At 68.7% G+C, this 24,359-nt stretch carries 24 protein-coding genes; 10 read left to right on the plus strand and 14 right to left on the minus strand.

The features are described 5' to 3' along the window. Positions 1 to 59: 59 nt before the first annotated feature. From H531_RS0109605 to purF, 9 genes are all read left to right on the plus strand, one after another. Positions 60 to 620, plus strand: coding sequence for a YceI family protein (locus H531_RS0109605; RefSeq protein ID WP_022799135.1), 561 nt, complete (start codon positions 60 to 62; stop codon positions 618 to 620). Next, the gene (locus tag H531_RS0109610; protein ID WP_022799136.1) at positions 617 to 1,198 is read left to right on the plus strand and encodes an intradiol ring-cleavage dioxygenase; all 582 of its coding nucleotides are present in this window, start codon (positions 617 to 619) and stop codon (positions 1,196 to 1,198) included. The genes H531_RS0109605 and H531_RS0109610 overlap by 4 nt, the downstream gene beginning before the upstream one ends. 14 nt (positions 1,199 to 1,212) lie before the next feature. Then, positions 1,213 to 2,523 (plus strand): adenylosuccinate lyase, encoded by a 1,311-nt coding sequence (gene purB, locus H531_RS0109615; protein WP_022799137.1) that lies wholly within the window; start codon positions 1,213 to 1,215, stop codon positions 2,521 to 2,523. A gap of 165 nt (positions 2,524 to 2,688) precedes the next feature. Continuing rightward, entirely contained in the window at positions 2,689 to 3,396 is a 708-nt protein-coding gene (gene purC / locus H531_RS0109620; protein WP_028490784.1) for a phosphoribosylaminoimidazolesuccinocarboxamide synthase, read from the plus strand. A 10-nt stretch (positions 3,397 to 3,406) separates the two neighbouring features. Continuing rightward, positions 3,407 to 3,661 (plus strand): phosphoribosylformylglycinamidine synthase subunit PurS, encoded by a 255-nt coding sequence (gene purS, locus H531_RS0109625; protein WP_022799139.1) that lies wholly within the window; start codon positions 3,407 to 3,409, stop codon positions 3,659 to 3,661. After that, positions 3,658 to 4,341, plus strand: coding sequence for a phosphoribosylformylglycinamidine synthase subunit PurQ (gene purQ / locus H531_RS0109630; RefSeq protein WP_022799140.1), 684 nt, complete (start codon positions 3,658 to 3,660; stop codon positions 4,339 to 4,341). The genes purS and purQ overlap by 4 nt, the downstream gene beginning before the upstream one ends. Next, a complete protein-coding gene (locus H531_RS0109635; protein WP_022799141.1) occupies positions 4,338 to 5,051 on the plus strand; it encodes an HAD family hydrolase in 714 nt (237 codons plus the stop codon). Before purQ ends, H531_RS0109635 begins: the two co-directional genes overlap by 4 nt. Next, a complete protein-coding gene (purL, locus tag H531_RS0109640) occupies positions 5,051 to 7,228 on the plus strand; it encodes a phosphoribosylformylglycinamidine synthase subunit PurL (protein ID WP_022799142.1) in 2,178 nt (725 codons plus the stop codon). The genes H531_RS0109635 and purL overlap by 1 nt, the downstream gene beginning before the upstream one ends. Beyond that, positions 7,221 to 8,612, plus strand: a complete 1,392-nt coding sequence (gene purF / locus H531_RS0109645; protein ID WP_022799143.1) for an amidophosphoribosyltransferase — start codon at positions 7,221 to 7,223, stop codon at positions 8,610 to 8,612. Before purL ends, purF begins: the two co-directional genes overlap by 8 nt. On the opposite strand, the gene H531_RS15120 is transcribed toward purF, so the two are convergent. Then, positions 8,609 to 10,210 carry a dynamin family protein gene (locus tag H531_RS15120; protein WP_022799144.1) on the minus strand — a complete coding sequence of 534 codons (1,602 nt, stop codon included), beginning with the start codon at positions 10,208 to 10,210 and terminating at the stop codon, positions 8,609 to 8,611. The genes purF and H531_RS15120 overlap by 4 nt on opposite strands. Beyond that, positions 10,197 to 10,466, minus strand: a complete 270-nt coding sequence (locus H531_RS0109655; RefSeq protein ID WP_022799145.1) for a hypothetical protein — start codon at positions 10,464 to 10,466, stop codon at positions 10,197 to 10,199. The genes H531_RS15120 and H531_RS0109655 overlap by 14 nt, the downstream gene beginning before the upstream one ends. 46 nt (positions 10,467 to 10,512) lie before the next feature. Here H531_RS0109655 and glyA point away from each other — a divergent pair, with 46 nt between their 5' ends. Further along, positions 10,513 to 11,736, plus strand: a complete 1,224-nt coding sequence (glyA, locus tag H531_RS0109660) for a serine hydroxymethyltransferase (RefSeq protein WP_022799146.1) — start codon at positions 10,513 to 10,515, stop codon at positions 11,734 to 11,736. On the opposite strand, the gene H531_RS0109665 is transcribed toward glyA, so the two are convergent. The 12 genes from H531_RS0109665 to H531_RS0109720 form a co-directional block, all read right to left on the minus strand. Next, complete coding sequence (locus tag H531_RS0109665) at positions 11,733 to 12,482, minus strand: class I SAM-dependent methyltransferase (protein WP_022799147.1); 750 nt, start codon at positions 12,480 to 12,482, stop codon at positions 11,733 to 11,735. The two genes, glyA and H531_RS0109665, sit on opposite strands and share 4 nt — an antisense overlap. Beyond that, a complete protein-coding gene (locus H531_RS0109670; RefSeq protein ID WP_022799148.1) occupies positions 12,473 to 13,111 on the minus strand; it encodes a class I SAM-dependent methyltransferase in 639 nt (212 codons plus the stop codon). Before H531_RS0109670 ends, H531_RS0109665 begins: the two co-directional genes overlap by 10 nt. A 4-nt stretch (positions 13,112 to 13,115) precedes the next feature. Beyond that, complete coding sequence (locus H531_RS0109675; protein ID WP_022799149.1) at positions 13,116 to 14,702, minus strand: alpha-amylase family glycosyl hydrolase; 1,587 nt, start codon at positions 14,700 to 14,702, stop codon at positions 13,116 to 13,118. Between the two features lie 46 nt (positions 14,703 to 14,748). Further along, positions 14,749 to 15,714, minus strand: a complete 966-nt coding sequence (gene ttuA / locus H531_RS0109680) for a tRNA-5-methyluridine(54) 2-sulfurtransferase (protein WP_022799150.1) — start codon at positions 15,712 to 15,714, stop codon at positions 14,749 to 14,751. Beyond that, on the minus strand, positions 15,715 to 15,912 hold the full coding sequence (gene ttuB, locus H531_RS0109685) for a sulfur carrier protein TtuB (protein WP_022799151.1): 198 nt from the start codon (positions 15,910 to 15,912) through the stop codon (positions 15,715 to 15,717). A gap of 4 nt (positions 15,913 to 15,916) precedes the next feature. Continuing rightward, complete coding sequence (locus tag H531_RS0109690; protein ID WP_022799152.1) at positions 15,917 to 17,044, minus strand: acetoin utilization protein AcuC; 1,128 nt, start codon at positions 17,042 to 17,044, stop codon at positions 15,917 to 15,919. Beyond that, positions 17,038 to 17,664 (minus strand): acetoin utilization AcuB family protein, encoded by a 627-nt coding sequence (locus H531_RS0109695; RefSeq protein ID WP_022799153.1) that lies wholly within the window; start codon positions 17,662 to 17,664, stop codon positions 17,038 to 17,040. The genes H531_RS0109690 and H531_RS0109695 overlap by 7 nt, the downstream gene beginning before the upstream one ends. 45 nt (positions 17,665 to 17,709) lie before the next feature. Next, entirely contained in the window at positions 17,710 to 18,693 is a 984-nt protein-coding gene (locus tag H531_RS0109700) for an ABC transporter ATP-binding protein (RefSeq protein WP_022799154.1), read from the minus strand. Beyond that, entirely contained in the window at positions 18,690 to 19,709 is a 1,020-nt protein-coding gene (locus H531_RS0109705) for an ABC transporter ATP-binding protein (RefSeq protein ID WP_028490785.1), read from the minus strand. Before H531_RS0109705 ends, H531_RS0109700 begins: the two co-directional genes overlap by 4 nt. Positions 19,710 to 19,781: 72 nt before the next feature. Further along, the gene (locus H531_RS0109710; RefSeq protein WP_028490786.1) at positions 19,782 to 21,137 is read right to left on the minus strand and encodes an ABC transporter permease; all 1,356 of its coding nucleotides are present in this window, start codon (positions 21,135 to 21,137) and stop codon (positions 19,782 to 19,784) included. A gap of 13 nt (positions 21,138 to 21,150) precedes the next feature. Next, entirely contained in the window at positions 21,151 to 22,134 is a 984-nt protein-coding gene (locus H531_RS0109715; protein ID WP_022799157.1) for an ABC transporter permease, read from the minus strand. 55 nt (positions 22,135 to 22,189) lie between these two features. Then, a complete protein-coding gene (locus H531_RS0109720) occupies positions 22,190 to 23,938 on the minus strand; it encodes an ABC transporter substrate-binding protein (protein WP_022799158.1) in 1,749 nt (582 codons plus the stop codon). Between the last annotated feature and the right edge of the window lie 421 nt (positions 23,939 to 24,359).

Raw genomic sequence — 24,359 nt, forward strand, 5'->3', positions numbered from 1 at the left:
TCTAACCCAGGCCTAACCCCGGCATGCTACACTTTTCGTAGTGCACAAGGGGTGGAACGATGCGATGGTTGGCAGCGGCGCTGACCCTTTGCCTTCCGGCCCTAGCCCAGACCTTTGAGGTGGCCTCGGGGGAGGCTCGCTACCGGGTGCGGGAGGAGCTTCTGCAGGTGGGCCTCGCCGAGGCCGTGGGCACCACCAAGGCGGTGCGGGGGGAGGTCCGGCTCCAAGGCGGGCGGGCAAGCGGGGAGTTCGTGGTGGACCTGAGGGAGCTTAAGAGCGACCAGGCCCGGCGGGACAGCTACCTGCGCCAACGAACCCTGGAGACGGACCGCTACCCCTTCGCCACCTTCCGCCCCAAGGAGGTGAGGGGCCTCCCGAACCCCCTGCCCCAAAGCGGCCGGGTGCCCCTTCAGGTGGTCGGGGACCTCACCCTAAAAGAAGTGACGCAGGAGGTAGTCTGGGAGGGGGAAGCGGAGTTCCGGGGCGAGGAGGTGCGGGTCTTCCTCAGGACGGAGTTTCCCTTTGAGAAGTTCCGCCTCACCCAGCCCCGGGTCTCCGTGGTCCTGAGCGTGGAAAACCGCATCCGGCTGGAGGTGGAACTCCTCCTTAGGCGCAAATGAGGCGGCGCGCGCTTTTGGGAATGCTCCTTCTCCCCCTGGCCCGGGGGCAAGGGGCCTGCGCCCCCACCCCGGCCCTGACCCAAGGCCCCTACTACCTCCGGGAGGTCCCCGAGCGGGAGGACCTGAGGGAAGGGCTTCCCGGGGTGCCCCTAAGGCTCCTCCTCCGGGTGCAGGACCGGGCCTGCAGGCCCGTGGCGGGCGCCCGGGTAGACCTCTGGCACGCGGACGCCCTGGGCCGCTACTCGGGCGTGAACGCCCCCGGGGTCTTCTGCCGCGGCTTCCGGCGCACGGACGGGGAGGGCCGGGCGGCCTTCCTCACCCTCTTTCCCGGCTGGTACCCAGGCCGCACCCCCCACCTGCACCTTCGGGTGGAGGCGGGAGCTCAGGTCTTCGCCACCCAGCTCTTCTTCCCCGAGGAGGTCCAACGCCAGGTCTACGCCCTCCCGCCCTACCGGGAAAGGGGGATGCCCCGGGTGAAGAACCGCCAGGACGGCCTCTTCCGGGCGGACCTCCTTCTTCCCCTGGAAAGGGAGGGGGAGGGCTTTCGGGGAACCTTCGTCCTCACCTTACCCTCTTAGGCTACCCTTAGGGCATGATCGCCCGCTACCAGACGCCGGAGATGGCCCGCCTCTGGTCGGAGGAAAGCCGCTACCGGATGTGGGCCCGGGTGGAGGCCTACGCCCTCGAGGCCTGGGAGGCGCGGGGGGAGGTACCGAAGGGGCTTGCGGCGAGGCTTTTAGCGAAGCTTGAGGGAAAGCCCCTGGACGAGGCCTTCGCCCGGAGGGTGGCCGAGCTGGAGGCCGAGACCCGGCACGACCTCGTGGCCTTCACCCGAGCCCTCACCGAGTGGACGGAGGACGAGGAGGTGGGCCGCTACCTCCACCTGGGCCTCACCAGCTCGGACGTGGTGGACACGGCCCAAAACGCCCTCTTGGTCAGGGCCCTGGACCTCATCCTGGAGGAGCTCAAGGGGGTAGAGGAGGCCCTTAAGGCCCTCGCCCTCCGCTTCAAGTACACCCCCGCCATCGCCCGCACCCACGGGGTCCACGCCGAGCCCACCAGCTTCGGCCTCCGCTTCCTCTCCTTCCTGGCAGCCTTCCAGAGGGACGAAGGGCGGCTTAGGCGGGCCAAGGGGACCATCGGGGTGGCCATGCTCTCGGGCTCGGTGGGCAACTACGCCCACGTCCCCCCCGAGGTGGAGGCCCATGTGGCCTTTAGGCTTGGCCTCGAGCCCGAACCCATCTCCACCCAGGTGGTCCCCCGGGACCGGCACGCGGAGGTCCTCTCCGCCCTCGCCATCCTGGGGGGGAACGTGGAGCGGGTGGCGGTGGAGCTACGCCACCTCCAGCGGACGGAGGTCCTCGAGGCCCAGGAGCCCTTCCACGAAGGCCAGACGGGAAGCTCCTCCATGCCCCACAAGAAAAACCCCGTGGGCCTGGAGAACCTGACCGGGGTGGCGAGGCTCCTAAGGGGCTACCTGGGGCCCGCCCTGGAGGACATCGCCCTCTGGCACGAGCGGGACATCGCCCACTCCTCGGTGGAGAGGGTGATCCTCCCCGACGCCACCACCCTGGCCCACTACGCCTTAAGGCGGCTCAAGGGGATCCTCGAGGGCCTCGTGGTTTACGAGAGGAACCTCAAGCGGAACCTGGACCTCACCCGGGGCCTCGTCTACTCCCAGCGGGTCCTGAACGCCCTCATAGAAAGGGGCCTTCCCCGGCAAGCGGCCTACGCCCTGGTCCAGCGGAACGCCCTTAGGAGCTGGGAGGAGGAGAGAAGCTTCCTGGAGCTTCTGGAAGAAGACCCCAAAAACCCCCTGAAGGGGAAGGAGCTAAGGGCCCTCTTTGACCCAAAGCCCTTCCTCCGGCACGTGGAGGCCATTTACGCCCGGTTCGGGCTCTAGCATGAGGACATGCCCCGGTTCACCCACGATCCCCGCCTCTTCAGCGGTAAGGCCACCCTCCGGGGGATGCGCCTCACGGTGGCGGGCTTTGAGCCCGTGAAGGTCCTGGTGGACATGGCGGCCGCTACAATGAGGGCAAAGGGCCCCGCGCCCCTGAGGAGAGGCATGGAGAAGCTTTACGAAGGCAAGGCCAAGGTGCTCTACCAGGAAGGCCCGGACACCCTAAGGGTCTACTTCAAGGACGAGGCCACCGCCTTTAACGCGCAAAAGCGGGGGGTGATCCCCGGTAAGGGCGTGGTGAACAACAAGGTCTCCTCGGCCCTCTTCCGCTACCTCGAGGCCCATGGGGTGAGAACCCACTTCCTGGAGGAGGTCTCCGAGCGGGAGATGCGGGTGAAGCGGGTAGAGATCCTCCCCCTGGAGGTGATCCTCCGCTTTAGGGCGGCGGGAAGCTTCGCCAAGCGCTACGGGGTGGCGGAGGGCACGCCCCTAAAGAAGCCCCTCCTGGAGTTCTCCCTGAAAAGCGACGCCCTCGGCGACCCCCTCCTCTGTGAGAACGCCGTCCTCGCTCTAGGGCTTGCGGAGGAGGCGGAGCTTGAGGCGGTGAAGGCCACGACCCTTAGGGTGGGGGAGCTCCTCAAGGCCTTCTTCGCCGAAAGGGGCCTGGAACTCGTGGACTTCAAGCTGGAGTTCGGCCGGCGGGGCGGGGAGGTCCTCCTCGCCGACGAGATCAGCCCCGACACCATGCGGCTTTGGGACGAGAAGGGAGAGCCTTGGGACAAGGACCGCTTCCGCAAGGACCTGGGCGGAGTGGAGGAGGCCTACCAAGAGGTGCTGCGGCGCGTCCTGGGCGAGCCCCAAGCCCGGTCCTGAGGGCCAAGCCATGCCGAGATACCAAGCCACCCTGCTCATAGAGCTGAAGGCGGGCATCCTAGACCCCCAGGGCCGGGCGGTGGAGGGGGTCTTAAGGGACCTCGGCCACCCGGTGGAGGGCGTCCGGGTAGGCAAGGTGCTGGAGGTGGTCTTCCGGGCGGAAGGCCCCCTGGAGGCCGAGGCCAAGGCCAAGGAGCTAGCCCAGCTCCTCGCCAACCCGGTGATGGAAACCTGGGCCCTGGAGGCCCTGAAGGAGCTGCCATGAGGTGGGCCATCGTCCGCTTCCCCGGTTCCAACTGCGACGAGGACGCCCGCTTCGCCCTAAAGAAGGCGGGGATCCAAGCGGAATACGTCTGGCACACGGAAAGGGACCTCAAGGGCTTTGACGGGGTCTTCCTCCCCGGGGGGTTCAGCTACGGGGACTACCTGAGAGCGGGGGCCCTCGCCGCCAAGAGCCCGGTGATGGAGGCGGTGCGGCGCTTCGCCGAGGAGGGGCGGTACGTGGTGGGGGTCTGCAACGGCTTCCAGGTGCTCACCGAGGCGGGGCTTCTGCCGGGGGCGCTTCTCGCCAACCTCAACCTCCACTTCACCTGCAAGGAGGTGGGGGTGCGGGTGGAGCGGAACGACCTGCCCTTCACCCGCCTCTACGGGAAGGGGCAGGTCCTCAGGCTCCCCATCGCCCACGCCGAGGGGCGCTACCACGCCGACCCCGAGACCCTGGCCCGCCTCGAGGGGGAGGGGCTCGTGGTCTTCCGCTACGCCCCCCTCAAGGGGGAGGCCGACTACAACCCGAACGGGAGCCTGCACGACATCGCGGGCATCGTGAACGAGAGGGGCAACGTCCTCGGGATGATGCCCCACCCCGAGCGGGCGGTGGACGGGCTTCTGGGGGGGGAAGATGGGCTGCCCTTCTTCCTGGGGCTCGTGCGGGAGGTGGTCGGATGAAGCCTAAGGCCATTACCTTTGACTTCTGGGGGACCCTCTTCACCGAGGGGGAAGCGTTTTTGGAAAGGGTCATGCCCGCCCGGTACGAGATCCTCTTGGACGCCCTCTCCGAGGCGGGCCACCCCGCGGAGGAGGCCGAGGTGCGGGAGGCCTACCGCCAGGCCACCCTGGCCTTTGAGGAGGCCTGGCGGGCGGGGGAGCACATGTCCGTTTACGATCGGGTGGCCCGGATCTTCGCCCTCCTCGGCGCCCCCCACGACCCCGGCCTCATCGCCCTCACCGCCAGGAAGCTGGAGGAGAGCTCCCTCCTCGCCGACCTCAAACCGCTCCCGGGGGTGGAGGCGCTGAAGGCCCTCGCCAAGCGGTATCCCCTGGCCCTGGTCTCGGACACCGGCCTCACCCCGGGCCGCCTCCTCCGGGAGCACCTGAAGCGGCAGGGCCTGGACGTCTTCCAGGCCTTTAGCTTCTCCGACGAGACGGGCTTCGTGAAGCCCAGGCCCGAGGCCTTCCGGGTGGCCCTGGAGGCCCTGGGCGTAGCCCCCGAGGAGGCGCTCCACGTGGGGGACCTGCCCCAGACGGACATCAAGGGGGCCTTTGGGGCGGGCTACCCCTGGGCTTTCCAGTACGTGGGCCTTAGGGAGGTGAACGGGGAGGTGCGGCCCACGGCCAAGGTGAAGGACCACCGGGAGCTCCTCGCCCTCCTAGAGTGATGGAGGCCCTAGCCCAGGAGATCGGCATCCCCCTGGAGGAGTACCGGGAGATCACCCGGCGGCTTGGGCGGGAGCCGAACCGGGTGGAGCTCCTCCTCTTCAAGGTGATGTGGAGCGAGCACTGCGCCTACAAAAACTCCCGCCCCCTCCTCAAGGAGCTCCCCAAGGAGGGCGAGGCCGTCCTCCAGGGCCCCGGGGAAAACGCGGGCGTGGTCCGGATCGGCGAAGGGTGGGCCGTGGCCTTCAAGATAGAGAGCCACAACCACCCCTCGGCGGTGGAGCCCTTCCAGGGAGCGGCCACGGGCGTGGGGGGGATCCTCCGGGACATCCTGAGCATGGGGGCCCGCCCCATCGCCCTCCTGGACTCCCTCCGCTTCGGCCCCCCGGAGGAGGCGAAAAGCCGCTACCTCCTCAAGGGGGTGGTCTCGGGGATCAGCTTCTACGGCAACGCCATCGGGGTGCCCACGGTGGGCGGGGACCTCTACTTCCACGAGGGCTACCGGGAAAACCCCCTGGTGAACGCCATGTGCCTGGGCCTCCTGAGGGAGGAGGCCCTGAGGCGGAGCCGGGCCTCCCTGGGCCGCCCCATCTACTACGCCGGGGCCAAGACGGGCCGGGACGGGATCGGTGGGGCGGCCTTCGCGAGCCGCGAGCTCAAGGAGGAGAAGGCCGAGGACCGCCCCGCGGTGCAGGTGGGGGACCCTTTCCTGGGCAAGCTCCTCATGGAGGCCACCCTCGAGGCCATAGAGCGGGACCTGGTGGAAGGCGTCCAGGACATGGGGGCGGCAGGGCTCACCTCCAGCCTCTCGGAGCTTGCCCACAAATCGGGCCTCGGGGTGGAGCTCCAGCTGGACCTGGTCCCCACCCGGGAGGAGGGGATGCGCCCTGAGGAGCTCCTCCTCTCGGAGAGCCAGGAGCGCATGGTCCTGGTGCCCAAGGAGGGGAGGGAGGGGGCTTTGGAGGAGGTCTTCCGGAGGTGGGGCCTGGACTGCGTCCCCGTGGCCCGCACCCTCCCCGAACGGGTCTTCCGGGTCCTCTTCCGGGGGGAGGTGGTGGCCGAGGTCCCCATTGAGGCCCTGGCCGAAGCCCCCACCTACGTGCGCCTGGCCCGGGAGGACCCCAAGATTCGGGCGCAAAGGGAGGCCCCCCTCCCGCCCCTTTCCGCTGACCCTAGGGAGGCCCTCAAGAGGCTCCTCGCCTCCCCCAACCTCGCAAGCCGCGAGGCCGTCTACGAGCGGTACGACCACCAGGTGGGGACCCGCACCGTCCTCCTTCCTGGGCGAGGGGACGCCGCCCTTCTGTGGGTGAAGGGCACCCGCCTGGGCGTGGCCGCCAAGGTGGACCATAACCCCCGGTACAGCCGCCTCCACCCCCGCCTCGGGGCCATGCACGCCCTGGCCGAGGCGGCAAGGAACGTGAGCGTGGTAGGGGCGAGGCCCCTCGCCTATACCGACGGCCTCAACCTGGGAAGCCCCGAAACCCCTGAGGGCTACTACGAGCTCAAGGAAACCGTGGAGGGCCTCAAGGAGGCGAGCGAGGCCTTGGGGATCCCCGTGGTCTCGGGGAACGTTTCCCTGTACAACGAAAGCGGGGGGCGGCGCATCCCCCCCACGGCCATGGTGGGGGTGGTGGGGGTCTTAGAGGTGGACAAGCGGGCGGAGATGGGCTTTAGGCGCCCGGGGGAGGCCATCCTCCTCATCGGGGAGGAAAGGGGAAGCCTCGGGGCGAGCGAGGCCCTCTACGTTCTCGCGGGCCTCGAGGTGGGCCACCCCCCCGCCCTGGACCTCAAGCGGGAAAAGGCGGTGCAGGAGGCCATCCGGGAGCTCATCCAAAGGGGCCTCACCCGGACCGCCCACGACCTAGCGGAGGGGGGGCTCTTGGTGGCCCTTGCCGAGATGACCTTCCCCTACGGCGTGGGGGCCACGGTGGAGGTGCGCTCCCAGGGCCTCGAGGCCCTCTTCGGGGAGGCCCCGAGCCGCGTCCTCTTCACCGTGGCCAAGGAGGACCTACGCGAGGCCACCTTCCTCCTGGAGGAGGCGGGCCTCCCCTACCGGGTTCTGGGGGAGACGGGCGGGCAAAGCCTCACGGTCCTGACCCCGGAGGGGGTGCTAGAGTGGGGCGTGGAAGAACTCCTCGCGGCCTGGAAGGCCCCCTTGCGGGAGGTGCTGGATGGATAAGCCCAAGGAGGAGTGCGGGGTCCTGGGGCTCTGGAGCGAGACCCCCCTGGACGTGGCGGGCCTTTTGCACCTGGGGCTCCTCGCCCTCCAGCACCGGGGCCAGGAGGCCGCAGGGATCGCGGTCACGGACGGCAAGGAGTTCCTGGTGGAGAAGGACCTGGGGCTCGTGAACCAGGTCTTCGGCGAGGAGCGCCTGGGCAAGCTCCGCCTCGAGGGGGCCCGGCTTGGGATCGCCCACACCCGCTACTCCACCACGGGTTCCAACCTCCGCTTCAACGCCCAGCCCCTCACGGCAAGGACCGCCCACGGGGTGCTGGCCATCGCCCACAACGGCAACTTCACCAACGCCAAGCCCCTCCGCGACCGCCTCCTCCGGGAGGGGGCCACCTTCCAGAGCACCTCGGACACCGAGGTCATGCTCCTCCTCCTCGCCCGGCTGGCCCACCTCCCCCTGCCCCAGGCGGCGGCGGAGGCCATGCGGCTCCTGGAGGGGGGGTACTCCATCCTCCTCATGGACCGGAAGACCCTCCTCGCCCTCCGCGACCCCCACGGGGTGCGCCCCTTGGTCCTTGGGAAGGCCCCCTGGGGCTTCGTCTTCGCCTCCGAGCCCCCGGCCTTGGCCCTGCTCGGGGCCGAGTACCTGAGGGACGTGCACCCCGGGGAGGTGGTGTGGGTGGAGGAGGGCAGGCTCCAAAGCCTCCGGGTCCTTCCCCCAGACCCCACCCCCTGCGCCTTTGAGTGGATCTACTTCGCCCGCCCCGACAGCCTCCTAGACGGCGTAGAGGCCTACCAGGCCCGGGTCAAGATGGGGGAGGAGCTCTTCCGGGAGGCCCCCGCCGAGGCGGACATCGTGGTCCCCGTGCCCGACTCCGGCATCGGGGCCGCGGTGGGCTACGCCCGGGCAAGCGGCCTCCCCCTGGAGTACGGCCTCTACAAGAACCCCTACGCCGGGCGCACCTTCATCCAGCCCACCCAGGAGCTCCGCGACCTGAAGACCAGGCTCAAGCTCTCCCCTACCTCAGCGGTGCGGGGCCAACGGGTGGTCCTCATCGACGACTCCATCGTCCGGGGCACCACCAGCAAGCGGATCGTCCAGATGCTCAAGGAGGCCGGGGCCAAGGCGGTGCATTTCCGCGTCAGTAGCCCCCCCATCCGCTTCCCCTGCTACTACGGCATAGACACCGCGGCGCGCAAGGAGCTCATCGCCGCCGAGAAGGGCGTGGAGGAGATCCGGGCCTACATCGGGGCCGACTCCTTGGCCTTCCTCTCCGAGGAAGGGGTCAGGCGGGCCATCGGCCGGTCCGTTTGCCTCGCCTGCTTCAACGGGCGCTACCCTGCCGGCGTGCCCGTGGAGGGGGAAAAGCTCGCCCTAGAGCTGGGCTAGAGTGCAGAGGCCTCCGCCTCGAGGCGGCCCAGGGCCTCGAGGTGGTCCTCCAGGGCCCGCAGGCGCTGGGCCAGGGCCTCGCACCGGTCCCGGTAGAGGGCCCGGAAGCGCTCCGCCCCCCGGGCAAGGCCCGCTTCCAGGGCCTCCTCCAGGGCCCGCCGCACCGCGAGGAAAGCCTCCTCCAGCCGCTGGGAAAGGAGCCTCTTGGCCCTTTCCTTCCGCCTTGGCAGGATGGAGAGGGCCAGGAAGGCCACGAAGAAACCCGCCAGAAGCCCCGTCAGGTCGGCCAAAAGCCCCTTGAGGACCAGGGCCAGGGCCGCCCCCAGCCCAAGCCCCCCCGCCCCCCCGGCCAGGGTGCGCACCACGGCTTCCTGGGCCAGGCCGGAAAGCCTCGCGGCCTCCTCCTCGGGGTTGAACCGCCCGAGCGCCTCCTCGAGGGAGGCGAAGAGGGGCTCCTCCCCCCGGGGGAGCGGGCGGGCCTCCTTCAGGTAGGCCAGGGCGTCCAGAAGGAGCTCCTCCTCCCTGCGGGCCAGCCACCGCAGGGCCTCCCCCACCGCCCGCTCCAGCCTCGCCCCCGCGTCCTGGACCACCTCCCTCTGGAAGGCCTCCCGAAAGGCCCGGGCGTTCAGCAGGTCCGGCAGGCGGGCCAGGCGCACCGTCTCCTCCAGGAAGCGGTGGCCCCGCCCCTCCACCTCCCGGAACACCTGGGCCACCAGGGCCACCTGTCCGGCGAAGTCGCGCCGCACCCGGGCGGTGTGCCGCCGGAGGAGGTCCTCCAGGGCCTCGCAGGTGGCGAGGGCCTTCACCTGCTCCTCCCGTTCGGCCCCTAAGGCCCCCTTGCCCTCCTGGAGAAGGCGGGAGAGCACCCCCAGGGCCCCCCGGAGCTTGAGGGGAAGGGCCCTCTCCGCCAGGGTCTTGGCGATGTGGGCCCTCAGGGCCTCGAGGCCCGGGTCCCCGCCCCCCTTGGCCCGGCGGGCGGAGACGAGGAACAGGGGCACCTCCTCCCCCAAAACCTCCCGGGCCCCCTGGGCCACGTAACGGGCCACCGCCTCCTGGTCCTCGGGGGCGAGGAGGTCCACCTTGTTCACCACCAGGAGCACCTTCTTCCCCCAGGCCCGGATGAGGCGCAGGACCTCCGCCTCCGAACGGGTGAGGGGGCGGTCGGCGCTGGTGACGAAGAGCACCAGGTCGGCCCGGGGCAAAAACCCCTCCGTGAGCACCTGGTGGCTTTGCAAAAGGGCGTTGGTGCCGGGGGTGTCCACCAGGTTGAGCTCCCGAAGAAGGGGGTGCGGCCGCCATAGGCGCAGGAAGCCCTCCCCCCTCTCCTCCCCCCCTTCCCCGTAGGCCAGGAGCTGGATGCGCTCCGTGGTAGGGGTAGGCCCCTCGGGGAGGAGGTCCTCCCCCAAAAGGGCGTTCACCAGGGTGGATTTGCCCGAGTTGAACTCCCCCACCACCACGAGGAGGAAGGGGCCCTCCAGGTCCAAAAGGGCCTGGCGCAGGGGGCCCGTATCCACCGGGGTACGGGCCAGAAGCTCAAGCCCCTGGGCCAGCACGGCCCGCACCGCCTCCTTCCTCCGCTTGGCCTCAGCCTCGAGCATGCCGCCTCAACAGGAGGCTTGCGGCTAGGCCAATAAGGAAGCCCACCAGCAAAAAGGCGAAAGCGAAGGCGCCCGTGGAGACCAGGTGCCAGCCGAAAAACCAGTAGCTGCACACCGCATACCGCTCCACCTGGACACGGACCAGCTCGGGCAGGTCGCGGATGCTGGTGAAGTTGACGAGGAGAAGGACGAGGAGGAGGACTCCCAGGACGAAGAGGAGGCCCCACTTGAGGAAGGTCCAGGGATTGGCCCTCATGGCCTTAGCTTACCAGTTTCCTGGGCTTCGGGCCTATAATCAGCCTATGGTCACGGCCGCTTTGCGGGATGAGGCCCTCTTTGAGCTCATCGCCCTGGAGGAGAAAAGGCAGCGGGAAGGCCTGGAGCTCATCGCCAGCGAGAACTTCGTCTCCAAGCAGGTGCGGGAGGCGGTGGGCAGCGTCCTCACCAACAAGTACGCCGAGGGCTACCCGGGGGCCCGGTACTACGGGGGGTGCGAGGTGGTGGACCAGGTGGAGGGGCTGGCTATAGAGCGGGCCAAGGCCCTCTTCGGGTCCGCCTGGGCCAACGTCCAGCCCCACTCCGGCTCCCAGGCCAACATGGCCGTCTACATGGCCCTGATGGAGCCGGGGGACACCCTCATGGGCATGGACCTGGCCGCGGGCGGCCACCTCACCCACGGCTCCCGGGTGAACTTCTCCGGGAGGCTCTACCGGGTGGTCTCCTATGGGGTCCGCCCCGACACGGAGCTGATAGACCTGGACGAGGTGCGCCGCCTGGCCCTAGAGCACCGCCCCAAGGTGATCGTGGCCGGGGCCAGCGCCTACCCCCGGTTCTGGGACTTTAAGGCCTTCCGGGAGATCGCCGACGAGGTGGGGGCTTATTTGGTGGTGGACATGGCCCACTTCGCCGGGCTCGTGGCGGCGGGCCTCCACCCGAACCCCGTCCCTTTCGCCCACGTGGTCACCAGCACCACCCACAAGACCCTACGGGGCCCCCGGGGCGGCCTCATCGTCGCCAACGACGCCGAGCTCGGCAAGAGGATAGACAAGCTCATCTTCCCGGGGATCCAAGGAGGGCCCCTGGAGCACGTCATCGCCGGCAAGGCGGTGGCCTTCTTTGAGGCCTTGCAGCCCGAGTTCAAGGAGTATAGCCGCCTGGTGGTGGAAAACGCCAAGCGCCTGGCGGCGGAGCTTGCGGAAAGGGGCTACCGCATCGTCACCGGGGGCACCGACAACCACCTCTTCCTCGTGGACCTCCGTCCCAAGGGCCTCACGGGCAAGGAGGCGGAGGAAAGGCTGGACCAGGTGGGGATCACGGTGAACAAGAACGCCATCCCCTTTGACCCCAAGCCCCCCCGGGTTACCTCGGGCATCCGCATCGGCACCCCGGCCCTCACCACCCGGGGCTTCACCCCCGAGGAGATGCCCCTCGTGGCCGAGCTCATGGACCGGGCCTTGACCCAGGGCCCCTCGGAAGCCCTACGGGAGGAGGTGCGCCGGCTGGCCTTGGAGCACCCCATGCCCTAGCCCGAAGGCCAAACGGCCAAGGTATACCCCGCCTCGGCGTGGACCCGGGGAGGGCTGCCGAGGGTCCGGGCGAAGAGGGCAGCCAGGGCCTCAGGGGCGAGCCTGCGTTCCAGGGGCGGACCTACCGCCTCCTCCCGGTAGGGCCACTCCAAGACAGCCACCCGCCGCGCCACCCGGGCGGCCTCCTTAAGCGCCTTTTCCGCGTCCAGGTGGTGGAGGGAAAGCCCGAAGAAGGCGAGGTCAAAGCTCCCGTCGGGGAAGGGCAGGGCCTCGGCGCGCCCCTCCACGAACCGGGCCCCTTGGACCCGGGATCGGGCCACCTCCAGGCGGTCCGCCCGAGGGTCCAGGCCCACGGTGAAGAGGCCCATCTGGGCGAAGGCCTCGGCGAAGACCCCCGTCCCGGTGCCGATGTCCAGGGCACTTTTGGCCTTTAGGCCTTCCAGGGCCTTCCGGGCGATCTCCAAGGGGGGAAAGCGCCGGAGGCGGTCCTCCTTGCGAAAGGGATCCCCCGCCTCGCAGGCGTTGGTGAGGAGGGCCCACATGACCAAGGCCCCCTCCTCTGCCCCCCGGGCAAAGGCCTCCTTAAGGGCCCGAAAGACCTCTTCCTCTCCCCCCCAAAGCTCGGAGTGGGTGGGCAAAACCCGGTAGTCCACCCCGCTTCCCTCCAGGGCCAGGAGGGCCTTCTCCACCGCCCGGTAGTCCCCCTGGAGCAGGGGGTAGAGGGCGAAAAGGGCCTTTACCGCCATCTTCCCAAGTATAGCGCCGGGCGGTTACCCGCACGCCTCCCCGCGAGGTCGGCCTCGGGAAAGGGCAAAGAGGCCTCCGGGGCCAGATAGACCGCCCCGCCCTCCGCCTCCGGGGGGCCGAGCAGGGCGGCGAGGTCCTCGCGGGCGAGAAAGCGGGCATGGGTCCAGGGGCGCACCCCCTTCTCCCCGAGCCTCCGGTAGAGGGCGGCCCAGGGGGAGAGGGCGTCCAGGATCCCTACCAGGAGGGCCCCGCCTGGGCGGAGGACCCGCCTCGCCTCTTGGAGGACCCGCTCCACGTCCTCCACGAACTCCAGGGTGGTGAAGAGGAGGACGGCGTCAAAGGCCCCGTCCCCGAAGGGGAGCGCCTCCCCCTTCCCCGCCACCCAGCGGGCCTCGGGCGTCCGCGCCTCCCCCACCCGGCGCATGGCCGCCGAGGGCTCCACCCCCACCCTCTCCCGGTAGGGGAGGCGCCTAAGCCAGTAGCCCGTCCCCGCCCCCACCTCGAGGAGGCGTTGCCCCTCGGGAAGAAGCCCCCGTAAGGCCCTTTCCTCCTCGGAGATGACGAAGGCCCCCAAGGGGGTCCGGTACCAGTCCTCGTAGGCCTCGGCAAGGCCGGCGAAGGGGTCCACGCCCTCAGTCTAGCCGCACCACCGCGCCCTCGTCGGGGCGGAGGAGAAGCCTCTCCCCCACCCGCTCCTCCCGGTCCAGGTGGGTGGAGAGCACGAGCTGGCCCCCCCGGGGCAGTTCCAAGACCCTCTCCTTGTCCGTGAGGTTCAACGCCGCAACCCACCCCTCTCCCCGGAGGTAGGCGTACACCCCGTCCCGCGCCCGGTAGGTGCGGTAGGCCCCGTAGAGGAGGCCGGGGTCTTTCCTCAAGGCGATGAGGCGCCGCACCAGGTGGAGGGTGGAGCGGGGGTCCTTCTCCTGGAGGGCCACGTTTCTTCGGGGGTAGTCGGGGTTGACGGGAAGCCAGGGCTCCACCGTGGAAAACCCCGCGAAGGGGGAGGCGTCCCACTGCATGGGGGTGCGGCAAGGGTCGCGCCCCGGGGGCAGGCCGTGCTCGGCGAGGCGGCCCTTCTGCCTTAGGGCCGCTGGGTCCTGCACCTTCTCCGGGGGGATCTCGCCATTGGGCATCCCGATCTCGTCCCCGTAGTACCAGGTGGGGGTACCCCTCAAGGTGAAGAGGAGCATGGCCGCCACCCGGGCCTGGGCCTCCCCGAGGCGGGAGGCGAGGCGGGGCTGGTCGTGGTTGCCCAGGACCCAGTTGGGCCAGTCCCAGGGGGTGAGGAGGCTCTCGTACTCCTCCACGATGCGGGCCAGGTTCTCCGGGCGCCAGTCGGGGAGGCCCCGGAAGAGGAGGTGGAAGTTGAAGGGGAGGTGGCAGCCCGCCTGGTAGTAGCGCACGAGCTGGGGAAAGGGGAGGTAGATCTCCCCCACCATGACCCGCTCCCGCCCCGGCTCGGAGAACTCGTCCAGAACCTGGCGCATCTCCCGCACGTAGGCGTAGGTCTCGGGCTGGTCCTCCATGTGGATGTGGAGGTGCCGCCCCCGGTCCCACATCCCCGGGCGCCAGTCGGGGTTGCCGGGCTCGTCCCTGAGGAGGAGGTCCTCGGCGAGGAGCCAGAGGGTGTCCACCCGGAAGCCGTCCACCCCGAGGCGGAGCCAGAAGCGCATCACCTCGTGGATGGCCTGGCGCACCTCGGGGTTCCGCCAGTTGAGGTCGGGCTGCTCAGGGAGGAACTGGTGGAGGTAGTACTGGCCCGTGGCCTCGTCCAGGGTCCAGGCGGGGCCGCCGAAGAAGCTCTGCCAGTTGTTGGGGGGGCCGCCTCCGGGCCCGGGGTCCGCCCAGACGTACCAGAGCCGCTTGGGGTTATCCCGGGAGGCGCGGGACTCCAAGAACCAGGGGTGCTCGCTGGAGGTGTGGTTGGGGACGAGGTCTATGAGGACCCGAAGCCCCAGGGCGTGGGCCTCGGCGAGGAGGGCCTTGAAGTCCTCGAGGGTGCCGAAGATGGGGTCCACGTCGCAGTAGTCGGCCACATCGTAGCCGAAGTCCCGCATGGGGCTCTTGTAGAAGGGGGAAAGCCAGAGGGCGTCCACCCCCAGGGCCTTGAGGTAAGGAAGCCTCCGCCGCACGCCCTCCAGGTCCCCCACCCCGTCCCCGTTGGTGTCCTGAAAGCTTCGGGGGTATACCTGGTAGATGACCGCTTCCTTCCACCACATGCCCGGAGTCTACACCCGGGGCTGGAAACTCTTCCAGCCCCTCCGCCTAACGGGCACGCTGGGGCTCCGCGCGCGGGCGGAACTGGGCCTCCTCGGGGAGGAGGCGCCGCTTCTTGGCCCGGCGGTAGACCGCTTCCCACATGCGGCAGAAGGAGCAGGTCTCCCCGGTGGTGGGGTAGCCGCAGCGGGCGCACTCCTTCAGGGCCACCTCCCCCTCGGCCTTGAGGCGGGGCTGGATCTTCTCCAGAAAGCCTTCCAGGAAGCGGAGCTTGGCCCCGGGCATCTCCTTCTCCACCAGGTTCAGGGCCTCCTTGTAGAGGAGGCTTTTGGCCCCCTTGGCGTTGGGGCACTCCTCGTGGAGGTAGCGGATCCCCCTGAGGAGGGTGTAGGAGAGGACCTCCCGCTCGCTAAAGCGGTAGAAGGGCTTGACCCGGGCGGCGAGGCCGGGCCTTTCGGGCAGGACGGGCCCCTGGCGGGCGAGGGCGTCCTCTTGGGGATTGAGGAGGTTGCCGAAGAGGACGGCCGCCTCGTCGTCTAGGTTGTGGCCCGTGGCCACCGCGCGGAAGCCCTCCTCCACCGCCACCTGGTTGAGGAGGTAGCGCTTGGAGAGGCCGCAGGCGGAGCAGGCCACCCTCCCGGAAAGCCCGGCGAGCTCCGGCACCCCGAAGCCGTAGGCCTCCTTCAGGTCCACCACCCAGAGCTCCAGGCCCCTCTCCTCGGCGAAGGCCCGGGTGACCTCGAGGCTCCTTTGGGAGTACTCCCCGATGCCCAGGTGGATGTGTAGGCCCACGGCCTCGTAGCCCAGGCGGTGGAGCACGTCCCAAAGGGCCAAAGAGTCCTTCCCCCCCGAGACCGCCACCAATACCTTCTCGCCGGGCTTGAGCATCCGGTGGCGGCGGATGCCCCTCTCCGTCTCCTTGACGAACCAGTCCAGGTAGTGCTCCCGGCAGAGGGCGAACCCCCGGCTCCGCAGCTCCACCTGGGCCTTGGCTTGGCAGACCTTGCAGACCATCTAGCCTCCGGAGATGGCCGAGAGGACCTCTACGACCTCCCCTTCCCCCACCCGCTCGTCCGGGGTGAGGAGCTCCTCCCCCCGCACCGCCACCACGGTCTCGGGGTTCAGGCCGAGCTCCTCCAAGACCTCCCGGAGGGGCCTGTCCCCCCTCACCTCCACCTCTTTCCGTTCGGGCAGGCGCAGGATGACCCTCACCCCGCTAGTGTAGCAGGTGGGGAGCGGCGAGCTCCATGAGCCTCTCCAGGGTGCGCCGGTTGTAGGCGGCGATCTCCCGCCGCCGGGGAACCTCGGGGTAGGCCCCTTCGGGATCGTGCAGGGTGGGGGTGAGGGGCTGGCCGAGCCGGGCCTCCCAGTGCTCCCGCCACCCCTCGGGCAGGCGCCCGGGGAGGGGAAGCCCGTGGAAGAGGTGGTAGAGGAGGGCCCAGACGCGGACCGCCGCGTCCAGGCTGTACCCGCCCCCTAAGGTAAAGAGGACCCTGCCCCCGGCGTAGGCCTCGGCGTACTCCAGAACCAGGCGGAAGAGGCGCTCGTAGGCCCGGGTGGTGAGGAGGAGGTCGGCCAAGGGGTCCAGGAAATGGGCGTCCGCCCCCGCCTGGACCACGAGGACGTCGGGCCGGAAGGCCCTTAGGGCCCAAGGCACCAGGGCCTCAAAGACCTCCAGGTAGCCCTCGTCCTCGGTGAAGGGCTCGAGGGGCAGGTTGAGCTTCCTCCCCAGGCCCTCCCCCCGGCCCAGCTCGTAGACCTGGCCCGTGCCCGGGAAGAGGTAGCGGCCCGACTCGTGGAGGCTTAGGGTGAGGACCTCCTTCTCCTCGTAGTGGATCCACTGCACCCCGTCCCCGTGGTGGACGTCCAGGTCCAGGTAGGCCACCCGCAGCCCCGAGCGCACCAGGTGGCGGATGGCCACGGAAAGGTCGTTGTAGACGCAAAACCCGGAAGCCCGGTCGTACTGGGCGTGGTGGAGGCCGCCGCCGAGCTGCAGCACCCGCCTCTTTCCGGCCAAAATCCTCCTCGCCCCCTCCAGGGTCCCCCCCACCAGGATCCGGGCCGCCCGGTCCATGCCGGGAAAGACCGGGGTGTCCCCCGTGCCCAGGTCGTACTCCGGGAGGTCCGGGTAGCGCTCCCCCCGGCTCGCCGCCTCCACCCGCTTCACGAGCCTTTCCGAGTGGACCGTGAGCACCTCCTCCCTCGTGGCCTCGGGAGGGGCTAGGGGCTCCCGCCACACCCCGAGGGCCTCTAGGAGGGAGATGAGCATCTCCAGCCGCACGGGGCTAAAGGGGTGGCCGGGGCCGAAGTCGTAGAGGCGGTAGGCGTCCCGGTAGATCACCATGGCTTCCTGGGGGGCCAGAGGACCTCAAACCCCTCCCGCCTCAGGTCCTCCGCCAGGAGGTGGGTCTCCAGGGTGTTCACCCGCACCACCGCCCGCACCACGTCCTCCTCCTCGGGGTAGGAAAGGAGGGAGTGGATGTTCACCCCCCGCCCCGCCAGAAACCCCGTGAGGCGGGCGAGCTCCCCAGGGCGGTCGGGCAGGCGCACCTCGAGGCGGCCCGAGGGCTCCGTGACCCCGGTGAGCTTAAGGAGAGCGTCCAGGAGGTCAATCCCGGTGATGATCCCCACCAGGCGCTCCTCCTCCAGCACCGGGAGGCAGCCGATCTTCCGCTCCCGCATGAGCCGGGCCGCCTCCTCCACGGGGTCAAAGGGGTGGGCGGTGAGGGGGGGACGGGCCATGACCTCGGCCACCGGGGTGGTCCCCGGCCGGGGTCCCCCGGGGTGGAGGTGGCTCATGGCCAGGCGGAGGTCCCGGTCCGTGACCACCCCCACGACCCTCCCCCCCTCCACCACGGGGAGGTGGCGGATGCCCCGCTCCAGGAGGAGGCGGTAGGCGGCCTCGAGGGGGGTCTCCGGCCCCACGGTGAGGACGGGATGGCGCATCACGTCCTTGACCAGCATGGGGCCAGTATACGGCGAAAGGATCCGGTCCGATCCCGGCTGGCCTCAGAGGATGTCGTCCCGGATGCAGGCCTTGTAGTGGCCCGGAGAGACCTCCTTGAGCTCGGGCACGGTGTGGGCGCACTCGGGCAGGGCGTAGCGGCACCGGGTGCGGAAGACGCACCCCGAGGGCGGGTTGATGGGCGAGGGGATGTCCCCCTGGAGCACGATCCGCTCCCGCTTCACCGTGGGGTCCGGGATGGGCACCGCCGAAAGCAGCGCCTCCGTGTAGGGGTGCTTGGGGTTCCGGTAAAGCTCCCGGGAAGAGGCGATCTCCATGACCTTCCCCAGGTACATCACCGCCACCCGCTCGGAGATATGCTCCACCACCGCCAGGTCGTGGGCGATGAAGAGCATGGTGAGCCCGAGCTCCTCCTTCAGGTCTTGGAGAAGGTTCACCACCTGGGCCTGGATGGAAACGTCCAGGGCCGAAACCGGCTCGTCCGCCACGATGAACTCCGGGGCCACGGCCAGGGCCCGGGCGATCCCGATGCGCTGCCTCTGCCCCCCGGAAAACTCGTGGGGATAGCGCCGCATGTGATCCGGGGAAAGCCCCACCAGCTTGAGGAGCTCCGCCACCCTCTCCGTGCGCTCCTTGGGCGTCTTCCCGATCCCGTGGATGATCAGGGGCTCGGCGATGATGTCCCCCACCGTCATCCGCGGGTTCAGGGAGCTGAAGGGGTCCTGGAAGATGATCTGCATCCGCCGGCGGTAGGGCCTGAGCCGCTCCCGGGAAAGCTCCGTGATGTCCTCCCCGTCAAAGAGGATCCGCCCCCCCGTGGGCTCAATGAGCCTGAGGAGCGTCCGCCCCACCGTGGTCTTCCCGCTCCCCGACTCCCCCACCAGGCCCAACACCTCCCCCCGCCTTATGGCGAAGGAAACCCCGTCCACCGCCTTCACGCTCCCCACCACCCGGGAAAGCACCCCGCCCCGGATGGGAAAGTGCTTCTTCAGGTCCCGCACCTCCAGGAGAACCCGCTCCCCCTTCACGCCCTAACCTCCCGGATCTCCCGCCAACGCACGCACCGCACCTGCCGCCCCTCCCCCGCCTCCTCCAAAGGCGGCACCTCCCGGTCGCAAAGCCCCTCCACGTAGTGCTTGCACCTGGGGTGAAAGGCACAGCCCGGAGGCAGGTACAACGGGTTGGGCACGTTCCCGGGAATGGCCTCGAGGCGCTCCCGGTGCTCCGCCGCCAGGTCCAGCCGGGGCACCGAGTGCAAAAGCCCCCGGGTGTAGGGGTGGAGGGGATCCTTGAAAAGCGGCACCACGTCCGCCTGCTCCACCACCCGCCCCGCGTACATCACCACCACCCGGTCGGCCATCTCCGCCACCACCCCAAGGTTGTGGGTGATGAAGAGAATGGCCATCCCCAGCTCCTCCTGCAGCCTCTTCATCAGCTCCAGGATCTGCGCCTGAATCGTCACGTCCAAGGCCGTGGTGGGCTCGTCGGCGATGAGAAGCGAAGGGTTGCAGGAAAGCGCCATGGCGATCATCACCCGCTGCCGCATCCCCCCCGACATCTGGTGCGGGTAGTTGCTAAGCCGCTTCTTGGGCTCGGGAATCCCCACCAGCTCCAGCATGTGGGCCGCGAGCTCCATGGCCTCCTTGCGGCTTTTCCCCTGGTGGAGCATGATGGCCTCGGCGATCTGGTCCCCCACCGTGTACACCGGGTTCAGGGAGGTCATGGGCTCCTGGAAAATCATGGCGATGTCGTTCCCCCGCACCCGGCGCATCTCCGCCTCGGAGAGCCGCGTGAGGTCCTTCACCTGCCCGTCCTTCCCCCGAAAGAGAACCTGCCCCCCCACGATGCGCCCAGGGGGGGTGGGGATCAGCCGCATGATGGCCAGGGAGGTCACGCTCTTCCCGCTCCCCGACTCCCCCACCACCGCTAGGGTCTCCCCCTTCTCCACGTGGAAGGAAACCCCGTCCACCGCCTTCACCACCCCGTCGTCGGTGAAGAAGTGGACCTTGAGGTCCCTCACCTCCAAAAGCCGCTTCTCGTCCATGGGCACTCCTTCGGGCACCACCCCAAAAACACCTCACCCGTTATACGCCATACCCGGTCAAAAGAGAAGGGCCTAAGCCTTTCGCCTGGGGTCCAGGGCGTCGCGCAGGCCATCCCCGAGGAAGTTCCACGAGAGCACCGCAAGAAAGATGAAAAACCCCGGCCAAAGGACCCAGGGCCGGTCGGTGAAGGAGGCGAACCCCCCCTGCTGGGCCGCCTGCAGGAGGAGCCCCCAGCTGGTGTAGGGCTCGGTAACCCCGAGGCCCAGGAAGGAAAGGCCGCTCTCCCCCAGGATGAAGCCGGGGATGGTGAGGGAGAGGCTCACGATCACGTAACTGGCGGTGGCGGGAAGCACGTGCCGGGCGATGATGCGCCCGTCCGAGGCCCCGAGGGCCCTGGCCGCCTGCACGTAGTCCATCTCCCGCACGGAAAGCACAATCCCCCGCACCACCCGGGCGAGCCCTCCCCAGCCGATGAAGCCCAGAAGCCCCACCACCAGGTAGAAGGTGAGGAGGGGGTCCATGTTGGCGGGGAAGACCGCCCGCAAGGAGATGAGGAGGAAGAGGGAGGGGATGGCGGCGATGATCTCCACCGTGCGCATGATGAGGTCGTCGGGGTCCAGGCGGATGGGCTCCCGGAAGAGCCTATAGAGGATGGCCCCCGCCGCCAGGGCCCCCAGGAGGACCACCAGGGCGTCTATCCCCAAGGAGAAGGGGTCCTTGCCCGGGCTTAAGCGGGCGAAGGAGAAGGCGAGGAAGAGGGCCAGGGCGGCCACCCCGAGCCAGAGGAGGAGGCTCAAGGGGCCTAGGACCAGGCCCAGGCCCCGCCACCGGGAAGGGGGCAGGGAGAGGCGAAAGGGGCGGCCCGAGAAGTAGCCCGCGATCCCGCCCAGAAGAAGCCCCAGGGCGAAGGAGACCAGGGCGGAAAGGATGCCGATGGTGAGGGACACCTGGCCCCCGTAGACCACCCGGCTGAAGAGGTCCCGGCCAAAGTTATCCGTGCCCATGAGGAAGATGCGCCCGGGCGGGTCCACGCCGAAGAGGCGGAGGTCCGAACGGAAGACCTTGAAGAGGGTGTAGGGGTGTTCGGGGGTCCGCACGAAAAAGCGGACGTAGAACTTCCCCTGGCTGGGGTCCTCCTCGTACTTGGGCTGGAGGGAGACGGGGTCTATGGTGCGCTTGGTGGCGTAGACGAAGGGGCGGGTAAGCCTTCCCGTCTCCGGGTCCACGAAGTGGATGGGGGTGGGCGGGTGGTTGCCCTTGGGCGGGTAGAGCTCGTAGAAGTTGGGGTCGTAGGGGCTAAAGAAGCCGGCGAAAGCGGCCATCAGGTAGAGCACCATTAGGATGCGCCCGCCCCAGACCGCCAGGCGGTGCTTGCGGAACTGGCGCAGGACCAGGCGGGTCCGGGTGGGGGAAGCCGAAGCGGGCACCACGTTCCACCCCCTACTCGTAGCGGATCCTGGGGTCCACCCAGGCAAGGAGCAGGTCGGAGATCAGGTTGCCGATCATGAGCAGGACCAGGCTCACGGTAAGGAAGCCGGCGATCACATAAAGGTCCTGGTTGGCGATGGCGTCCAGGAAGAAGGGCGTGATCCCCGGCCAGGCCATGACCACCTCCACAAAGCCCGCCCCGGAGATGAGCCCGGGAAGAAGCCCGCCCAGGGTGGCCACGAAGGGGATCACGGCGTTGCGGAAGGCGTGCTTGTAGAGGACCACCCGCTCGGCCAGGCCCTTAGCCCGGGCGGTTCGGATATAGTCCTGTCCCAAGACCTCCAGCATCTGCCCCCGCATGAGGCGGGAAAGCCCGGCGATGTCGTTGGCCGTGGCTACCAAAACCGGCACCACCGCGTGCCAGGCGATGTCCAGAAGCTGCCTAAAGGGGGGCAGCTGCTCAAAGCCGCTGCTGGTCATGCCGGAAACCGGGAAGAGGAGGGTGCCCGTTCGGAACTTGATCTGGAGGAGGACGTAGATGGCGATGAGGGCGAGGAAAAAGCTCGGCACCGAAAGCCCGATGTAGGCCAGGAAGGAGAGGAGGCGGTCGCCCAAGGAGTACTGGCGCACCGCCCCGTAGACGCCGATGGGGATGGCCACCAGGTAGAGGAGGATCGTGGAGGGGATGACGATCACCATGGAGTTCACCACGCGGGGCCAGATGACCTCGAGCACCGGCGCCTGAAAGGCGAAGGAGTAGCCCAGGTTGAGGTGGAGGAGGTTGTTCATCCAGAGGAGGTACTGCTCGTAGATGGGCCGGTCCAGGCCGAACTGGGCGCGGAGGCGGGCGATGGTCTCCGGCGTGATCTTGGGGTCCAGCTCCAGCTGGGTCAGGTAGTCCCCGGGGGCCAGCTGGATGATGAGGAAGGCGAGGAAGGTGGCTCCGAAGAAGGTGGGGACGAGGTAGAGGATGCGGCGGAGGATGTAGGCGGTCATGGCGCTCCTCAAAGGGCCCCCGGGGCCCTAAGCCCCGGGAGCCCTTTGGTCAGGGTCACTTCTTGATGAAGGTAAGCTCCAACTCCCTCGCGCCCCAGATGCTGGAGATGATGGCGTCCGGGTGCTCGCCGCCCAGGCGGTTGTTCCAGGCGGGGTGGTAGTTGGGCCCGGCGATGTAGATGACGGGGAGGAGGCTTGCCTCAATCTCCTGCATCCGGTAGCCGATCTCCACCCGCTTCTTGAAGTCCAGCTCCGTGCGACCGCGGGAGTAGAGGGCGTCCAGCTGGGTCTCCCTGGGGTCCAGGCACTGGCCGGACTTGTTCCACATGTGCAGGTTGCCCTTGCAGGGGACCACGTTGGAGCCAAAGGGCCAGTCCAGACCACCGCCGGAGAGGCCGATGATGATGGCGTCAAAGGGCCGGTCGGGGCCGGAGGAGAGGAGCTGGCCCACCAGGGTGTTGAAGTCTATGGCCTGGAAGTTGACCTTGACCCCCACCTTCTTGGCCTCGTCCACGAAGATCTTGGCGATCTGCTCCCGCTGGTTGTTGCCGGCGTTGGTGGCGAGGTTAAACTCTAAGCGGCGTCCCTGACGGTCCACCAGGAAGCCATCCTTGTCCTTTTTGGTGAAGCCCAGCTCGGCGAGGAGCTTCACCGCCTGCTTGGGGTCGTACTCGTACTTGGGCACCTTGGGGTTGATCCACTGGGTGAGCACGGGGTAGACGCTGGTGTACATGGGGGTGCCCAGGCCCCCGTAGACGATGTCAATCACCGCCTGGCGGTTCACCAGGTGGCTCATGGCCCGGCGGAACTTGTCGGAGCGGAAGAGGCTCTGCTTGAAGGGGTCCGAGGCCTTGTTCCAGTTGAAGACCATGAACTGGCTCGTGGCCACGGGGGAGGCGTTGACCTTGAGGGTGGCGTCCAGGCGGCCCTGCTGGATGGCCTGGCGGACCTGGGAGATGTGGTCCACGGTGGCGGGGTTGAAGACGTCAATGTTCCCCGCCAGGAACTCAGCGAGCTGGGCGTTCACGTCCTTCACGATCTTGATCTCGTAGCGGTCCAGGTAGGGGAGGGGGTTGCCCGCCTCGTCCTTGTTCCACTCCCCGAAGGCGGGGTTCCGCTTCAGGACCAGGCGCTCCCCGGGGCGGTAGCTCTCAATGAGCCAGGGCCCGCCGGAGACGATGTTCTCCGGCTTCTCGCTCAGGGTCCACATCTTCTTGATGCCCTCCGCCCCCTCCTTCTGGTAGACGGGGCCGAAGACGTGGGCGGGCCAGGGCTCAAAGCTGGCCACGGCGAAGGCCTCGGCGTCGGTCTTGGGGTAGATGAAGCGGAGGGTGTAGTCGTCAATCTTCCTGAGGACGATGGGCTTGCCGTCCAGGAAGAAGGAGTCGTAGCTGTTGGAGCCCACCGCCTTGTCGGTATGGATCCGCCAGGTGGTGATCCAGTCGTCGGCGGTGATGGGCTGGCCGTCGGACCACTTCATGCCCTTGCGGATCTTGAAGGTAATCTCCAACTTGTTCGGGCTTACGGTAAAGGACTCCGCCATGTAGGGGATCCAGTCCCCGGTGGTGGGGTCGCGGGTCACGAGGCCGCGCCCTCCGGAAATGAGTTCAGGGACGTTGCCCGCCTCGGCGGTGAGGAAGGGGTTGAAGGTGCGGTAGTCGGAGATGACCGCCGCCCTCAGCGTCCCCCCCCGCTTGACCTCGGACGGCTTGGCCACCGTCCACTTCTGCGGCCAGACGAAGGTCTGGGCCTGGGCGAGCCCCACCAGAGCGAAAAGGCCGATCCCTACAAGCACTCCTCTCATAGGCCAACCTCCCTAAGACTCCTACGCAGGCAAGACTACAGGGGGGCACGGAGCCTTGTCAAGAAGCCAGGACTTTACCCACATCTCCGTTTCGTGGTAAATCTCCCCTTGCGGGCGCAGCCCGTATCTGGTACCGGGGGTGATCCATGGACATGCTCAAGGTGGCCGAGGCCAGGCTCCAGGAGTTCACGGGCCGTTTTGCGAGCGTTTTCCCCCGATAAGCGCCTCCACCGACGGTTTGAAGAGGTGGTGCGGGGCGCCTTGGCCGCAGGCTCAGCCCGGGTGAGCGAGATGGTGGCCTCGCTCCCTTCTCCCCTCCAGAACCGCTTCCACCAGGCCAAAGCCCTTTACCGCTTCCTGTCCAACCCACGGGTGGAGGCAGAAGCCCTCCTTGACCGGGTCTATCAGGAGAGCGCGACTG

The organism is Thermus islandicus DSM 21543 (assembly GCF_000421625.1).
GTDB lineage: Bacteria > Deinococcota > Deinococci > Deinococcales > Thermaceae > Thermus > Thermus islandicus.

Excerpts from the sequence above, each read along its gene's own strand:
- H531_RS0109605 (WP_022799135.1), top strand. The coding sequence starts at position 60 with ATGCGATGGTTGGCAGCGGCGCTGACCCTTTGCCTTCCGGCCCTAGCC.
- H531_RS0109610 (WP_022799136.1), top strand. The coding sequence starts at position 617 with ATGAGGCGGCGCGCGCTTTTGGGAATGCTCCTTCTCCCCCTGGCCCGG.
- purB (WP_022799137.1), top strand. The coding sequence starts at position 1,213 with ATGATCGCCCGCTACCAGACGCCGGAGATGGCCCGCCTCTGGTCGGAG.
- purC (WP_028490784.1), top strand. The coding sequence starts at position 2,689 with ATGGAGAAGCTTTACGAAGGCAAGGCCAAGGTGCTCTACCAGGAAGGC.
- purS (WP_022799139.1), top strand. The coding sequence starts at position 3,407 with ATGCCGAGATACCAAGCCACCCTGCTCATAGAGCTGAAGGCGGGCATC.
- purQ (WP_022799140.1), top strand. The coding sequence starts at position 3,658 with ATGAGGTGGGCCATCGTCCGCTTCCCCGGTTCCAACTGCGACGAGGAC.
- H531_RS0109635 (WP_022799141.1), top strand. The coding sequence starts at position 4,338 with ATGAAGCCTAAGGCCATTACCTTTGACTTCTGGGGGACCCTCTTCACC.
- purL (WP_022799142.1), top strand. The coding sequence starts at position 5,051 with ATGGAGGCCCTAGCCCAGGAGATCGGCATCCCCCTGGAGGAGTACCGG.
- purF (WP_022799143.1), top strand. The coding sequence starts at position 7,221 with ATGGATAAGCCCAAGGAGGAGTGCGGGGTCCTGGGGCTCTGGAGCGAG.
- H531_RS15120 (WP_022799144.1), bottom strand. The coding sequence starts at position 10,210 with ATGCTCGAGGCTGAGGCCAAGCGGAGGAAGGAGGCGGTGCGGGCCGTG.
- H531_RS0109655 (WP_022799145.1), bottom strand. The coding sequence starts at position 10,466 with ATGAGGGCCAATCCCTGGACCTTCCTCAAGTGGGGCCTCCTCTTCGTC.
- glyA (WP_022799146.1), top strand. The coding sequence starts at position 10,513 with ATGGTCACGGCCGCTTTGCGGGATGAGGCCCTCTTTGAGCTCATCGCC.
- H531_RS0109665 (WP_022799147.1), bottom strand. The coding sequence starts at position 12,482 with ATGGCGGTAAAGGCCCTTTTCGCCCTCTACCCCCTGCTCCAGGGGGAC.
- H531_RS0109675 (WP_022799149.1), bottom strand. The coding sequence starts at position 14,702 with ATGTGGTGGAAGGAAGCGGTCATCTACCAGGTATACCCCCGAAGCTTT.
- ttuA (WP_022799150.1), bottom strand. The coding sequence starts at position 15,714 with ATGGTCTGCAAGGTCTGCCAAGCCAAGGCCCAGGTGGAGCTGCGGAGC.
- H531_RS0109690 (WP_022799152.1), bottom strand. The coding sequence starts at position 17,044 with ATGGTGATCTACCGGGACGCCTACCGCCTCTACGACTTCGGCCCCGGC.
- H531_RS0109695 (WP_022799153.1), bottom strand. The coding sequence starts at position 17,664 with ATGCTGGTCAAGGACGTGATGCGCCATCCCGTCCTCACCGTGGGGCCG.
- H531_RS0109705 (WP_028490785.1), bottom strand. The coding sequence starts at position 19,709 with ATGGACGAGAAGCGGCTTTTGGAGGTGAGGGACCTCAAGGTCCACTTC.
- H531_RS0109715 (WP_022799157.1), bottom strand. The coding sequence starts at position 22,134 with ATGACCGCCTACATCCTCCGCCGCATCCTCTACCTCGTCCCCACCTTC.
- H531_RS0109720 (WP_022799158.1), bottom strand. The coding sequence starts at position 23,938 with ATGAGAGGAGTGCTTGTAGGGATCGGCCTTTTCGCTCTGGTGGGGCTC.